Annotated in this window: 12 protein-coding genes and 1 pseudogene; 8 read left to right on the top strand and 5 right to left on the bottom strand. The window is 65.4% G+C overall.

Annotated elements, in window-relative coordinates; genetic code table 11:
• Nucleotides 1-225 (top strand): annotated as a pseudogene (locus tag P3L18_RS27800) (ABC transporter ATP-binding protein); the annotation flags it as partial.
• 59 nt (nt 226-284) lie between these two features.
• Here the strand turns inward: P3L18_RS27800 and P3L18_RS27795 are convergent.
• The 4 genes from P3L18_RS27795 to P3L18_RS27780 form a co-directional block, all read right to left on the bottom strand.
• A complete protein-coding gene (locus P3L18_RS27795; RefSeq protein WP_139765926.1) occupies nt 285-905 on the bottom strand; it encodes a TetR/AcrR family transcriptional regulator in 621 nt (206 codons plus the stop codon).
• Nucleotides 906-1,022: 117 nt separating this feature from the next.
• Complete coding sequence (locus P3L18_RS27790; RefSeq protein ID WP_079932173.1) at nt 1,023-3,239, bottom strand: 3-hydroxyacyl-CoA dehydrogenase NAD-binding domain-containing protein; 2,217 nt, start codon at nt 3,237-3,239, stop codon at nt 1,023-1,025.
• Nucleotides 3,240-3,253: 14 nt separating this feature from the next.
• Complete coding sequence (locus tag P3L18_RS27785) at nt 3,254-4,465, bottom strand: acetyl-CoA C-acetyltransferase (protein ID WP_276115954.1); 1,212 nt, start codon at nt 4,463-4,465, stop codon at nt 3,254-3,256.
• Nucleotides 4,466-4,512: 47 nt separating this feature from the next.
• The gene (locus P3L18_RS27780; protein WP_276115953.1) at nt 4,513-5,652 is read right to left on the bottom strand and encodes an acyl-CoA dehydrogenase family protein; all 1,140 of its coding nucleotides are present in this window, start codon (nt 5,650-5,652) and stop codon (nt 4,513-4,515) included.
• A 227-nt stretch (nt 5,653-5,879) separates the two neighbouring features.
• Here P3L18_RS27780 and P3L18_RS27775 point away from each other — a divergent pair, with 227 nt between their 5' ends.
• Genes P3L18_RS27775 through P3L18_RS27750 form a run of 6 tightly spaced genes read left to right on the top strand, consistent with a single transcriptional unit; the run spans nt 5,880 to nt 11,732 of the window.
• Complete coding sequence (locus P3L18_RS27775) at nt 5,880-6,284, top strand: hypothetical protein (RefSeq protein WP_079932171.1); 405 nt, start codon at nt 5,880-5,882, stop codon at nt 6,282-6,284.
• Between the two features lie 5 nt (nt 6,285-6,289).
• Entirely contained in the window at nt 6,290-7,339 is a 1,050-nt protein-coding gene (locus P3L18_RS27770; RefSeq protein ID WP_276115955.1) for an alcohol dehydrogenase catalytic domain-containing protein, read from the top strand.
• A 4-nt stretch (nt 7,340-7,343) separates the two neighbouring features.
• Entirely contained in the window at nt 7,344-8,864 is a 1,521-nt protein-coding gene (locus P3L18_RS27765; RefSeq protein ID WP_276115952.1) for an aldehyde dehydrogenase family protein, read from the top strand.
• A gap of 45 nt (nt 8,865-8,909) precedes the next feature.
• Nucleotides 8,910-10,238: a cytochrome P450 gene (locus P3L18_RS27760; RefSeq protein ID WP_276115951.1), complete on the top strand. Its 1,329-nt coding sequence runs from the start codon at nt 8,910-8,912 to the stop codon at nt 10,236-10,238.
• The gene (locus P3L18_RS27755) at nt 10,238-10,450 is read left to right on the top strand and encodes a ferredoxin (RefSeq protein WP_094602391.1); all 213 of its coding nucleotides are present in this window, start codon (nt 10,238-10,240) and stop codon (nt 10,448-10,450) included. The genes P3L18_RS27760 and P3L18_RS27755 overlap by 1 nt, the downstream gene beginning before the upstream one ends.
• A gap of 1 nt (nt 10,451) precedes the next feature.
• The gene (locus P3L18_RS27750; RefSeq protein WP_094602392.1) at nt 10,452-11,732 is read left to right on the top strand and encodes an FAD-dependent oxidoreductase; all 1,281 of its coding nucleotides are present in this window, start codon (nt 10,452-10,454) and stop codon (nt 11,730-11,732) included.
• A gap of 37 nt (nt 11,733-11,769) precedes the next feature.
• On the opposite strand, the gene P3L18_RS27745 is transcribed toward P3L18_RS27750, so the two are convergent.
• Complete coding sequence (locus P3L18_RS27745) at nt 11,770-12,864, bottom strand: LuxR C-terminal-related transcriptional regulator (protein WP_276115950.1); 1,095 nt, start codon at nt 12,862-12,864, stop codon at nt 11,770-11,772.
• Nucleotides 12,865-12,979: 115 nt separating this feature from the next.
• Between P3L18_RS27745 and P3L18_RS27740 the strand changes: the two genes are divergently transcribed.
• Nucleotides 12,980-14,554, top strand: a complete 1,575-nt coding sequence (locus P3L18_RS27740; protein WP_276115949.1) for an acyl-CoA synthetase — start codon at nt 12,980-12,982, stop codon at nt 14,552-14,554.
• The last annotated feature ends 111 nt before the right edge of the window (nt 14,555-14,665 follow it).

Below are 14,665 nucleotides of genomic sequence, written 5' to 3'. Positions count from 1 at the left end.
GAGATCATTCCGCAGGTCCAACCGAATCCGGGTATGCCCGAACGCAAGGCGGTCGGGCGGCATCGTCAGCGGGTGTTGGAGTTGTTGCCGTCGTTGCCGGAGAACGCTCAGCGTGCGATCCGTCAATCCATGGAGAACGAAGACCAGGCCCATGCCGCAGCCCGCCGTCGCGCCGTCGCTTTCGACGACGATAGCCCTACCGAGGTGATCGACAGCCTCGTCTGAGACTCCGTGCGCGCCGGTTCGAACAGAGGCGGCGCGCACGGTCCTATCGGGGATCGGTCCTATTGGGCGTCGGCATCGGCGCCGATCGCGATGGTCAGCACAGTATCGAGAGATGTGATGAGGATGTCGCGAACGTGTTCGTGATCCAACGACTCTCGTCCCACCCATTCCCGTACAGCTGCCTTGACCAGACCGCCGTAGGCGCGGATTGTGGCCAGCGCCCTCCGGTGTTCGTCACCGGTGCCGGTGAAGCCGACCGCGTCCAGGACCGATTGCGCTGCTTGATCGTCCGCGTCCTCGAGAATTTGACGGATCTCCGGGTCGCCGCCGAGACCATCGGCTCCGACGGCGACCCAGGTCGCACCGTGCGTGGTCTGCACCGCGAGGAACCAGTCCACCCACGCTTCGATTCGTTCACGTCGGTCGCCCTCGGGCAGGTGGAGCTCGTCGAGGACGGGAACGAACATCATCGACCGCACGACCTCCAGATACAGGTCACGTTTGGTGCCGAAGTAATGGTTCAGCAAACCCCTCGTGACGCCGGCCTTTCGAGCGATGTCAGCCATTTGGACGGCCGAATAGGGCTGCTCACCAAAGGCCCGGATCGCCACCACCAGGATGTCCGTCCGCCGCTCGTCGCGGCCTTTGCGGCGCCACCGGGGTTCGTCTGCATCGGGCACGTCATCATCGTGTCACATCCTGCCCGTCAGGGCACTCCTCTGGACGGGTGAAGAACATGACAGATCTGTTGTGAGGAGCCGCCTTTGGTCCGCACGTCGGAAGGTGGATCAGAGGACTCAGGTGACGGGTTCGGAACGTGCGGCCCGGGCGCGCAGGGACGCCGGAACGGCGAAGCGATCACCGTAGCGGGCGCGCAACTCGTCGGCACGTGCGACGAACCCGGCACTGCCGCCGACCAACTGGTTGATGAATTGCAGGGCGCCACCAGTCCATGCCGGATACCCGATACCCATTATGGAACCCACATTGGCCTCCTCAACGGTACCGATGACTCCCTCGTCGTAGCACGTGTATGCCTCGAGTGCTGCGGCCACCAGCATGCGGTCTTTGGCGTCATCGAAGGAAATGTTCACCTCGGGACGCCAATACTGTTCCGCCAGTTCGGGCCACAGTCGCAGACGGGCCCCGCCCGGACCGTCGTACTCGTAGAAGCCTTTGCCCTCCAGGCGGCCCGGGCGATCGAATTCGCCCAACATGCGATCGACGAGCGGATAGGACGCGCTGGGTACGAAGGGCACATCACGGTCCTCTGCGTCGGCGATGAACCCGGCGCGGATCTTGGCGATCGTTTTCATGTTGATCTCGTCGAACAGGGTCAGGGCGCCTGCGGGGAATCCGGCTTGCAGCGCAGCCTGTTCGGCGGAGGCCGGGTGCATTCCCTCGGCCACCAGGGACAGGGCCTCATCGACGAACTTGGCGATGACACGGTTGGCGTAGAAGCCGTACACATCACGTACGACGATCGGGGTCTTGCGGATCTGCTGAACGAAATCCAATGCCCGGGAAAGGGATTCGTCGGAGGTGTTCTCGCCGACCACGACTTCCACGAGTGGCATCCTGTCGACAGGCGAGAAGAAGTGGAGCCCGATGACCTCGGCCGGGCGCGTCACGGCAGCGGAGATCTCCTTAATAGGCAACGCCGAGGTGTTCGATGCCAGAAGAGCATCGGCGCCCGCATGCTGTTCGACCTCGGCGAGTACCTTCTGCTTGAGTCCGACGTCCTCGAAGACTGCCTCGATGACGAGGTCCGCACCTGCGGTGTCGGTGATGTCGGCGGTGGCCACGATCCGATCGAGTACCGCGGCGCGCGCACGCTCATCCATCCTCCCCTTGGCCACTGCGGCGTCGAGAATCCGTCGGGAATAGCCTTTGCCGTGCTCGGCGGCCTCGACGGTGATGTCGCGCAGGACGACTTCGACGCCGGCGCGAGCAGCGACGTAGGCAATTGCGGCGCCCATCATCCCGGCACCGAGGACGGCCACCTTCTGCGCGGTCCGAACCGGATATCCGGCTGGGCGGCTGCTGCCCTTGTTCACCGAGTTGAGGTCGAAGAACATCGCTTTGATCAGATTTGTCGAGATCTGCCCGCATATCAGCTGGGCGCAATAGCGCGTCTCGATGGCGAAGGCGGTGTCGAGGTCCACTGCGGCGCCCTCGACAGCTGTGGCGAGCACCGCGATCGGTGCGGGCATCGGCGCGCCCTTGAGCTGTGTACGGATCGTGGCGGGGTAGGCGGGGAGCGACGCGGCGAGCGCGGGCGATGAGGGGGTGCCACCGGGAATCCGATAGCCTTTGCGGTCCCACGGTTGTGCCGCATCGGGATGGGTGGTGATCCACGTGCGGGCGGCGGTGAGCATCTCCTCGGTGGATTCGGCGACGGCGTCGATCACGCCGACGTCGAGTGCCCGTGCCGGGCTCATTCGCTGACCCTGCCCGAGAACCTTGAGAATGGCATCGGTCACCCCCAGCATTCGCACGACGCGCGTGACACCGCCGGCGCCGGGCAGGACGCCCAGGGTCACTTCGGGAAGACCCAAATGGGTCCCCTTGTGGTTCAGGGCGATTCGGTGATGCGCGGACAATGCAACCTCGAAACCGCCACCGAGTGCTGCACCGTTGATGGCCGCGACGACAGGTCGGCCGAGAGTCTCGAGACGTCGGAAAGACTCCTTGAAATGGTCGAGCCCCGCTGCGATCTCGGCGGTGTCGGCCGGGGTGGCGTTCATTAGCTTGTGCAGATCGCCGCCGGCGAAGAAGGTCTTCTTCCCCGATGTCACGATGACGCCGGTGATCGACTCCTTCTCCGCCTCGAGTCGTTCGACCGCCGCGCGCAGTGCGGCGGCCATCGGGTCGGTCATGGTATTGGTCGGCTGACCGGGGTCGTCGATGGTCAGGGTGACGATGCCATCGGCATCGGCCGACCAGTCGATGATGCCGGCGCCCGTGGTTGCGGCAAGAGTGGTCGCTGGGACAGTGGTTGCAGTGATGGTCATGGTGGGCCCCTTCCTCAGATGCGTTCGATGACGGTGGCAACGCCCATGCCGCCGCCGATGCACAGGGTGATGAGCGCGCGGTGTGCGCCGCGCCGCTCGAGTTCGTCGATCATGGTGCCGGTGAGCATCGCCCCCGTGGCGCCGAGTGGATGGCCCATCGCGATGGCGCCGCCGTTGACATTGAGGATCTCGTCGTCGATTCCGAAGTGACGCTGGTAGTTCAGGACCACCGATGCGAAGGCCTCGTTGAGCTCGAACAGATCGATGTCATCGATGGAGAGTCCGGCCTTGGCGAGGACCTTCTCGGTCGCCGGTACCGGACCGGTGAGCATGATGGTGGAGTCTGCGCCACTGGTCGCCGAGGCGAGAACCCGGGCCCGCGGTATCAATCCCGCACTACGACCGGCGGATTCGCTGCCGACGACCACCAGCGCCGAACCGTCGGAAATTCCTGACGAGTTGCCGGCGTGGTGGACGTGGTCAATGCTCTCCACCCAGTGATATTTCTGCCGGGCGACGGCATCGAAGCCGCCGGCCGATCCCATCGCCGCGAACGACGGCTTGAGGCCGCCCAGTGTGTCGGCGGTGGTCTCGGCGCGTACCAGTTCGTCTTGATCGAGCACGACGGTGCCGTTGAGGTCACGCACCGGGACAATCGATTTGGTGAAGTAGCCGCCGGCGATCGCCGCGGCGGCACGTCGCTGGGAGCGGACCGCGTAGGCGTCGACGTCGTCGCGGGTGAAGTTGTGGACGGTGGCGATGAGGTCGGCGGCCACACCCTGCGGGATGAAGTAGGTGTGGTAGTTGGTGGCGGGGTCGGTCATCCATGCGCCGCCGTCGGAGCCGAGCGGGATGCGCGACATCGATTCGACACCTCCGGCCAGGATCAGGTCCTCCCAGCCGGAGGCGACCTTCTGTGCGGCGATGTTGACCGCTTCGAGACCAGACCCGCAGAATCGGTTCAGTTGAACCCCGCCGACGGTGTCGGGGAGCCCGGCGCGCAGGGCCGCGGTCTTGGCGATGTCGGCGCCCTGATCGCCGACCGGAGAGACCACCCCGAGGATGATGTCGTCGATGAGTGCCGGGTCGAGTTGGGGATGGCGGGACCGTAGTTCGTCGATGAGTCCGACGACGAGGTCGATCGGCTTGGTGCCGTACAGGGATCCGGTCTTCTTGCCGCGTCCGCGAGGTGTACGTATCGCTTCGTAGAGATAGGCGTCGGTCATGACGAATGTCCTCGGGGGTGTGTGGGTGAGGTGAGAATGGCCGTGGGTCAGAGGAATCGGGCGATGAGGTCTTTCATGACCTCGTTGGCACCGGCATAGATCTTCGAGATACGGCCGTCGACGAACAGCCGGGCGATCGGATACTCCTCCATGTATCCGTAACCCCCGTGCAGTTGCAGACAGCGGTCGACGACCTGCGTCTGCTGCTCCGAGCACCACAGTTTGACCATCGCGGCGTGTTTGACGTCGAGTTCGCCGCGCATGTGCCGGTCGATGGCATCGGTGACAAAGGCCCGCATGACCTCGACAGTGGTGGCGATGTCGGCGAGTTCGAAGCGGGTGTTCTGCAATCCGAAGAGTGGCTTGCCAAACGCCTGACGTTCCTTGACGTAGGCGAGGGTGTGCTCGTAGGCGGCCTCCACCGCGCCGAGTGCGGCGGCCCCGACGATGAGGCGTTCCTGGGGCAGTTGCGTCATCAGTTGGGCGAAGCCCGCGCCCTCGACGCCACCGAGGAGGTTCTCGGCGGGCACCCGGAGACCGTCGAAGAACAGCTCGGTGGTGTCCTGACCCTTCTGGCCGATCTTCTTCAGGTTGCGTCCGCGCTCGAAACCTGTTGTGTCGTCGCCGACTTCGGCGACGAGTAACGAGATGCCGGAGGCGCCCTTGGTGGGGTCGGTCTTCGCGGCGACGATCAGCAGGTCGCACGTCGCACCGTTGGAGATGAAGGTCTTGGCCCCGGAGATCACATACTCTTCGCCCTCGCGCACTGCACGAGTGGCAATGGACTGCAGATCCGAGCCGGTCCCGGGCTCGGTCATTGCGATCGCACCGATCCATTCGCCTGAGGCCAGTTTCGGGATCCAGCGTCGCTTCTGGGCTTGCGCGGCGTAGGCGAGCAGGTAGTGGGGGACGATGCCGGAGTGGACGCCGAGTTGCATCGACAGTTCCGCCGACCGTGCCTGTTCGCGGAAGAGGACCGCCTCGTGCGCGAAGGTGGCGCCACCGCCGCCGTACTCCTCGGGAATCGACATGCATAGCAGGCCCAGCTCACCCGCGCGGCGATACAGTGCCCGGTCGGGTCGCCCGGCCGCGGCGAACTCGGCGTATCGCGGCGCGACCTCTTTCGTGAAGAACTCCCGTGCAAGGGCGGTGAGGTCGGCGAGCTCGGTTGCTTGATCGTCGGACATCGCTACCTCCGGAGAGTTGCTGTAGTGGGGTGGATCGCGCCGTGAGTATTTGGCGCCGCGTCAATAATTAAGCCGAGTTGTTGGCGCCGTGTCAATAGTGGCGGGGGTCACTCCCCCGAAAGGGATACAGAGATGCCTCCCGATGGGAGTTACCTGCATCACAACAGGTTGGAAGTATGACCTCACAAGGCAATCAGCCCTGATATTTCGCTTCGAAGGAGACAGCAGTGGGTTACTTCAAGGACGCCGAGGAACTGGACACCTACATCGGTGGGGTGTTCCGGGATGCCGGAGAGCACCCGGAGTCCGGTCCGAAACTCAAGGCGGCCAACATCGTCATGCGCGTGCTCTACAACGACCCCGACTGCGAGGTCACCATCGCCTTCCGCGACGACTACCAGGTCATCACCGGACCCAGCGACCTCAAGCCGGACATCACCCTGCTCATGCGCGGCGATACCGCCGATCAGTTCTGGCGTGGTGACTACAACCTCGCGGTCGGCCTGGCCAAGGGGCAGGTCAAGGCCAAGGGACCGGTCAACAAGATCCTCAAGCTCGTGCCGCTGACCAAGCCGCTGTTCCCGATGTACCGCGAGAAGGTGGCCGCCAAGGATGCCGAGGTGAAGGCGTGAGCACGATGAAAGCCGCGGTGCTGCACGCACCGCATGTGCTCGAGGTCGACGACGTACCGATTCCGTCCATCTCCGAGCCCACCGATCTGCTGCTGAAGGTCGAGAAGACGGCCATTTGCGGCACCGATCTGCACCCCTACGAGGGCCGCCTGGAACTCGAGTCCGACATCATCCTCGGTCACGAATTCCTCGGCACCGTCGTCGAGGTCGGCGACGCCGTCACCCAGTTCAGCGAGGGCGACCGCGCCGTGTCGTCGTGTGTGGTCAGCTGCGGTGCGTGCTACCAGTGTCGCCGGCACCAGCCCGGCAACTGCGCCGGCAGCCGCATCTTCGGCCTGGGCCTGGCGCTCGGCGATCTCGACGGTGGGCAGGCCGAGTACGTGGTGGTGCCCTCGGCCGACCTGACCGCCCGCGCCATCCCCGAGGGCGAGAACATCGACGACGAGGACATCCTCTTCGCCGGGGACATCATGACCACCGGCCACGAGGCCGTCGCCCGCGCGATGCGCGCCGGCGACATCGTCGCCGTCGTCGGTGCCGGTCCGGTCGGGTTGTGCGCCGCGATGTCGGCGGTCGCACTCGGCGCGAGCAAGGTCATCGTCGTCGACAAGGTCGCCGCGCGACTGACCGAGGCCGAGAAGTTCGGCGCCATCGGCGTCAACGCCGGCGAGGTCGACGGCACCGACGCGGTGCTCGATCTCTCGGATTGGCGGGGCGCCGACGTCGTCGTCGACGCCGTCGGCCATCCGTCGGCACTGCTGGCCGCGATCCCGTTGTTGCGTGCCGGCGGCACGCTCTCGATCCCCGGTGTCTACACCGAGGAGTCGATCGACGGATTCCCCTTCGCCGAGCTCTATCTCAAGGGCGTGAAGGTGGAGATGGGCGTCAGTCACATCACCGAGTACATGGACGAGGTCATCGGACTGATGACCGCGGGCAAACTCCATCCGAGCGCGATGATCTCCCACCGCATGGGCCTGTCGGAGGCAGCCGATGCCTACAAGCTCTTCGAGGCCCGCGAGGCCATGAAGATCATCCTGGATCCGTCGAGGTAGACACATGACAAGTATTGACGTGCAACACCATGCACTGCACATCGACGGCAAGGCCGTCGACACCGACGAGTCGATGACCATCGTCAACCCGGCCGACGCCTCGGTGGTGGCGACGGTGGCCAAGGGCACCGCGAGCCACATCGACGACGCGGTCGCCGCAGGCAAGGCGGCCTTCGAATCGCGGGTGTGGGCCGGCAAGTCCCCACAGGAGCGGGCCGCGATCATGCGGGCGATCGCCGACGCCGCCAACGACCAAATCGAAGAACTCGTCGAGCTGGAGATGTCGGCCAACGGCGCCACCGTGCGTCAGGCCACCGGTTTCCACATCGGATATGCGTTGGCGCACTTCACCTTCTTCGCCGATCTCGCCGACACCTACCAGTTCGTCCGGCCCGCCCCCGTGGTCACCTTCCCCGCGCTCGCGCAGAGCGTGGTGCACCGTGAACCCCTGGGCGTCGTCGGTGCGATCGCACCGTGGAACTTCCCGCTGCTGCTGACCCTGTGGAAGGTGGGACCGGCTCTGGCAGCAGGGAATTCGGTGGTCGTCAAACCCGACGAGCACACCCCGCTGTCGATGCTGCGATTCGCCGAGATCGCCGAGGCCAACGGATTGCCCGCCGGTGTCCTCAATGTGGTTCCCGGCGACGGGCGCGATGCCGGTGCCCGGCTGGCCAGCCATCCCGACGTCGCCAAGATCGCCTTCACGGGATCGACCCAGATCGGCCGGGAGATCATGAAATTGGCGTCGGGCACGGTCAAGGAGGTCACCCTCGAACTCGGCGGCAAGGGGCCGTCGATCGTCCTCGACGACGCCGACCTCGACCTCGCCGTCGACGGTGTGCTCTACGGCTGCTTCACCTACTCCGGCCAGATCTGCGAGTCGGGGACGCGGGCGATCGTGCCGCGCAGCCTGCACGACGAGTTCGTGACCCGGCTGGTGGAACGCGCATCCACGATTGCCGTTGGCGCGCCCGATGATTGGGACACCGACATGGGTCCGGTCATCGACGGCAAACAGCAGGCCCGGATTCTCGCCTACATCAACGACGCCGTCGAAGCCGGCGCACAGGCGGTGATCGGTGGCGGCGTTCCCGAGGGCGAGCAGTTCCAACGCGGCTACTGGGTGGCGCCGACCATCCTGACCCACGTCGACAACTCGATGCCGGTGGCGCGGGAGGAGATCTTCGGACCCGTCCTCACCGTCATTCCCTACGACACCGACGACGAGGCCATCGCCATCGCCAACGACAGCGAGTACGGCCTGGCCGCCAGCGTGTGGACCACCGACAACGGCCGCGGGCTCGCCGTCGCCGAACAGGTCCAGACCGGCAGCGTGTGGATCAACGACGCCCACCAGATCAACGCGCAGGTCCCCTTCGGCGGCTACAAGCAGAGCGGTGTGGGTCGAGAACTCGGCCCCGACGCCCTCGACGCCTACACCCAGGCCAAGGCGGTCCACGTGGATCTCTCCGGTGGCCGTGACGCCAAACCGTACGACATCCTGCTCAGTCACGCCGACGACTGAGCGGCCGCACACACCGACAGCCCAACGATCGACAGGACACCCCTCATGTCAACAACTTTCGACGACGCCGACCTGAGTTTCGACGACGACGACGGTGACGTCGTCCCCAGCAACGACGTCGCGGCGACCCGCGAGTACCACCCGGTCAACATCTCCTCCGATGCGTTCTGGGACCAGGACGCACCCGTGCGGGAGAAGGTGTACGCCCAGCTGCGGGCCACCGCGCCGGTGACCTGGCAGCCGGCCCTGGAGACGACGGTCGTCCCCGATCCCGACGATCCGGGCTTCTGGGCTGTGGTCAAACATGAGCACATCACCGAGATCAGCCAGCACAACGATGTGTTCGTATCGAGCTACGGCGTGATGGCCGACATGTTGCCGTCGATGTTCCTGGAAATGGCCATGTCGTTCCTCGCAATGGACAACCCGCAGCACGACAAGATCCGCAAGCTGGTCAGTGCGGCGTTCACGCCCAAACAGATCCGCAAGATCGAGAACGACATCGCAGCGCGAGCACACCGCATCGTGTCCGCGGTCGCCGATCGGGACGAGATCGACTTCGTCGCCGACATCGCCCGACACCTGCCGATCGAGATGTACGGCGACATGTTCGGCATCCCGGAAGACCGTCTGGTCGCCGTCGGACACGCGGCCGATGAGATCACGGCCTGGGCCGATCCCGAGCTGCTGGCCGGGAGGGACCCTGCGGAGGTGCAGACCGAGGCCGCGTTGTTCATTCATGACCTGGCCGAGGAATTGGTTGCCGACCGCCGTGAGAACCCGAAGAACGATCTCGTCACGAACCTCGTGCAGGCCGAGGTCGACGGCGAGAAACTGACCGACTTCGAGATCGGTGCCGTGATGACGCTGTTCTCGGTGGCGGCGACCGACACCACGCGTCACACCACGAGTTTCGCCGTGAAGGCGTTGACGGACTTCCCCGAACAGCGGGCGTGGTTGTGGGAGGACTTCGAGGGCCGGATCAATCAGTCGATCGAGGAGTTCCTGCGGTGGGGGTCGGTGGTACTGACCTTCCGCCGTACCGCCGTGGCCGAGTACGAGCTCGGCGGTCAGCAGATCCTGCCGGGCGACAAGGTCGTGATGATGTACGGGTCGGGCAACTGGGACACCGAGGTCTTCGACAACCCCGACACGTTCGACCTGACGCGTAGCCCCAACCCACATGTCGTTTTCGGCGGTGGCGGCGTGCATTACTGCCTCGGTAATCAGCTGGCCAAGTCGATGATGCGGTCACTGTTCAGGGAACTGCATCAGCAGATGCCGGACTTCGTCGCCGGTGAACCGAAGCTGATGCGAACCAATTTCATGCGCGGTGTCCTGGAGATGCCGTTCTATCCGCACGGGAGGAAGTGATGACCGTGGCGACGACAGGTTGCCGGATCAAGGTGGACATGGGCCGATGCTCGGGACTGGGCTTGTGTGAGGCCGAGGCCCCCGATCACTTCGAGATCGGTGACGACGGGCAGCTCACCGTGCTGTCCTTCGACGTCACCGACCGCGATCGCGACGAGGTCGAGGCCGCGGTGCGCTCCTGCCCGACACAGGCGATCACGATCGAGGACTGACGTGAGTATCGATCACCTCGTGGTGGTGGGTGCCGGACTCGCAGGCATTCGTGCCTGCGAGTCCGCACGGCGTGAGGGGTACCTGGGTGCTCTGACCCTGGTCGGAGCCGAGGAACACCTGCCCTACGACCGGCCGCCACTGTCCAAGGAACTCCTGATGGGACCGGACGAACCGGCCATTCCGGAGTTGCGTGAACGCGAGTTCCTGGTCGACGAACTCGGTGTCGAGGTCCGCACCGGTGCGCCGGCGGTGGGCCTGGACGTCGAGTCGCGCAAACTGGCAACCGCGGCCGGCGACATCGGTTACGACGCACTGATCATCGCGGTCGGCGCGCATGCGCGCCGGCTTCCCGGAAGCGACGGCGTCGGCGGGATTCACACGGTGCGTACCTACGCCGACACCCAGTCGATCTGGCGGGCCCTGCGGTCCTCGTCGCGCGTGGTGGTGGTCGGCGCCGGATTCATCGGCGCCGAGGTTGCCTCGGCGGCAAGAAAATTGGGACTCTCGGCGACGATCGTCGAGGCCGCCCCGGCGCCGCTGACGCGGTCACTCGGCATCGAAGGCGGTGCCCTGTGCGCAGATCTGCACGCCGCCAACGGAACCGAACTGATCCTCGGTGTGGGGGTGGAGGGCTTCCGGACCGGGATTGTCCAGACCGGGGATTTGCAGACTGGGGATTTACAGACTGGGGAATCCCGGGTGACGGGCGTGGTGCTCTCCGACGGTCGGGTGCTCGACGCAGATCTCGTGGTCGTCGGCGTCGGCGCGATTCCGTCAACCCAATGGCTGGCCGATTCCGGTGTGGCACTCAATGATCGCGACGGTGGCGTGGAGTGTGACGAGTATCTGGCCGCGCTGGGTGTCGACGGGACGCCGATTCCGGGTGTGTGGGCGGCCGGTGACGTCGCCCATTGGCCCAACGGATTGTTCGACCGCCGCATGCGACTCGAACACTGGACGAGCGCGGCCGAGCAGGGGGCGCTGGCGGCACGTAATGCCCTGTCGGACGGCGATCTCACCGCGTATCAGACCGTGCCGTACTTCTGGTCGGACTGGTACGGGGTGCGGTTGCAGTTCGTCGGGGTGCCGCACACCGACGAACTCCTGGTGCAACACCGGGCCGACAAGACCGGCGGAACCGTGGTGCTCTACCGCGAGGCCGACACGCTCGCCGGCGTCCTGACCATCGGCCGGCCGGACCTCATCATGAAGTATCGGCGGCTGGTGTCGAAGCGGGCGTCGTGGGCGGATGGGGTGGCGTTCGGTGCCGCCCACTGCTGAACGGCTGGGACCGCGGAGTCCGTCTCGGACTCCGCGGTCACTGTCCGTTCTCGTTGAACCAGAACGCGGTCGCCTCGGATCGATTGGCGGCCTGCAGCTTTCGCAGAACGTGCTTGACGTGCTGTTTGACGGTGCCCTCGGAGATCACGAGCTCGTGCGCGATGGCACCGTTCGTGCGTCCCTGGGCCAGCAGTGCGAGGACCTCGAGTTCGCGGGCGGTCAACCCGGCGTCGGCGATGCGACGCGAGCGAGAGGCGCGCGGCGCGGCCGGGTTCGGGGTGTCGGCGAACACCGGCTCGTCGTAATCCGGGATGAGACTGCGGCGTACGGAAACGCTGTGGGCCTCGTCGGCGGTCTGGCCGATGGCGTCGGTGATCGACTGCAGTCCGGTGCGCAGGGTGGCGAGCTCCTCGCTCATCCGGGCGCGGCTCAGTGCGAGTCGCAGGCTCTGGGCGAACCCCATGAGCAGTTGGCAGTCCTCGCCGGTGACGTCGCCGCTCTGCCGGTACTTGTCGGCGTGCAGCAGGCCGACCACGCGCCCCTCGGACACGATGGGTGCCGCCACGTACGACCGGGACAACGAGACCTCGGCGATCGGGCGATTGACCCGGACGTCCTCCTGCACGTCGGTGACGAGCAGGCCTTCACGACGTCGCACGATCTCGGTCTCGTGGATCTGGGGCCCGAGGGTCTGGGGGTTCTGGCGCCCGGCCTGGTTGATCGCGTCGGACCACTCGGGCTCGTCGGGAACGTAGGCACATTCGGAGGTCCAGAGGCGTCCGTCGACCCGCGAAATGATCGCGCGGTGAAAACCGAGCTCGCAGATCAGTTGCGGGGCGAGGGTGACGATTTCCTCGGTGCTGCACGGCGCGGCCTCGAGTTGCGACACCGCGTCGGCGAGGCGTGCGGCGATGCCGGTGCGTTCGTCGAGGCGGTCGACGAGCAGACGGTCCACGGACTGGAGTTTGGCCAGCCGGGCGCTCAACTCCGGCGACAGCTCGCCGAGTTCGGTGTCGAGTACGGACGCGAGATCCGACCATGCCTGCTGGAGAAGGTGTTTCACCGGAATAAGGTTCCGGTCGGCGTCGCCCACGTGCTCACGCAGTGCGGCCAGGATCTCACGCGAATCCACAAGCGGCCCTGCTTCAGAGGAGGTGGACGCCTTCGCTCTGACGATGTGGTGCATCTACAAGACTCTACCAATGTGTGTTGTCAATCACATAACCCGTTCACGACAGAAGGAAAACATGTATCCAGCAATTCACGCGGCGCGCACTCCCGATAAGCCGGCGATCATCGTCGGTGATACCGGCGACATTCTCACCTACGCCCAACTCGAGCGTCAATCGACGCAATTGGCCAATGCGCTGCGCGCCGCCGGTTTCGTCGACGGTGACGTGGTCGCGTTGCTGAGCACCAATGCCGTCGAGGTGTTCGTCGTGTACTGGGCCTGCCTGCGCAGCGGGCTGTATCTCACGCCGGTGAATACGCATCTGTCGCCCGGCGAGATCGCCTACATCGTCAACGACTGCGGCGCGCGTGCGCTCGTCGCGTCGGCGGATCTCGCCGAGGCGGCCGCGGCGGCCCGGGCCGAGTGCGCGAGCCTCGAGATCGCACTGTCCTTCGATCCGCGAGTCGGCGACGGTGAACGTGGCGAGTCGATCGAGGGATTCGGCGATTACGCGGAGTTCGTGGCGAGCGGGTCGCCCGAGGCGCCCGATCATCAGCGGCGCGGCAACGACATGCTTTACAGCTCGGGGACGACGGGACGGCCCAAGGGGGTCAAGCCGCCGCTGCCCGAGCGGGAGGTCGGCGATCCGGGTGACCCCTATGTGATGGTGTTCGGTGGCACCTATCGAATGGGTAAGGACACCGTGTACTTCTCACCGGCGCCCCTGTATCACGCAGCGCCGCTGCGTTTCGGGATGATCACACAGAGCCTCGGTGGCACCGTGATCACCGTCAAGAAGTTCGACGCGCAGCAGTGCCTCGAGCTCATCGAGCGGTATCGGGTCACCCACACCCAGTGGGTGCCCACGCATTTCGTGCGCATGTTGCGGTTGCCGGCCGAGGTGCGGGAACGCTACGACGTGTCGAGCCTGACGCACGCGGTGCACGCGGCCGCGCCGTGTCCGCCGGAAGTCAAGAAGGCGATGATGGACTGGTTCGGTCCGATCCTGCACGAGTACTACTCGTCGACCGAGGCCAACGGCATCACCATGGTGAATCCGGTCGAATGGCAGACCAAACCCGGCACCGTCGGACAGGCGAAACTCGGTGTGCTGCACATCTGTTCCGACGAGGGCGTCGAACTGCCGGTGGGGGAGTCGGGCACGGTGTACTTCGAACGCGACGCGTTGCCGTTCAGCTATCACAACGATCCGAAGAAGACGGCGTCGGCGCAGCACCCCGAGCATCCGACGTGGACCACGACCGGCGACATCGGCTATGTCGACGAGGATGGCTACCTGTTCCTCAACGACCGCAAGGCATTCACGATCATCTCCGGCGGCGTCAACATCTACCCGCAGGAGATCGAGAACTGCCTGGCCCTGCACCCCGACGTCGACGATGTCGCGGTGGTCGGTGTGCCCGATCCGGAATACGGCGAACGTGTGCTCGCGGCGGTGAAGACGGCGCCGGGCGTCGTCGGCGACGACGACGTGGCACAGCGATTGCAGACCTTCGTCCGAGAACACCTCGCGGGGTACAAGGTGCCTCGGGAGTTCCGTTTCGTCGACGACCTGCCGCGTACCCCAACCGGGAAGCTGGTGAAAGGGCCGCTGCGCCAGAAGTTCTCGACCGATCAGGCCGGAGTATGAGACTCCGCGAGGGACGACGATCCGCAGAGAGGAACTCGAGGTAGACCATGGGTGTCGAGGTGAGTGTGGCGAATCTGACGAAGTCGTTTGGTTCGCAGAATATTTGGCGTG

It is taken from the genome of Gordonia sp. N1V (genome assembly GCF_029269935.1).
Lineage (GTDB): Bacteria > Actinomycetota > Actinomycetes > Mycobacteriales > Mycobacteriaceae > Gordonia > Gordonia polyisoprenivorans.
This window is presented reverse-complemented; position numbering and strand designations above follow the sequence as displayed.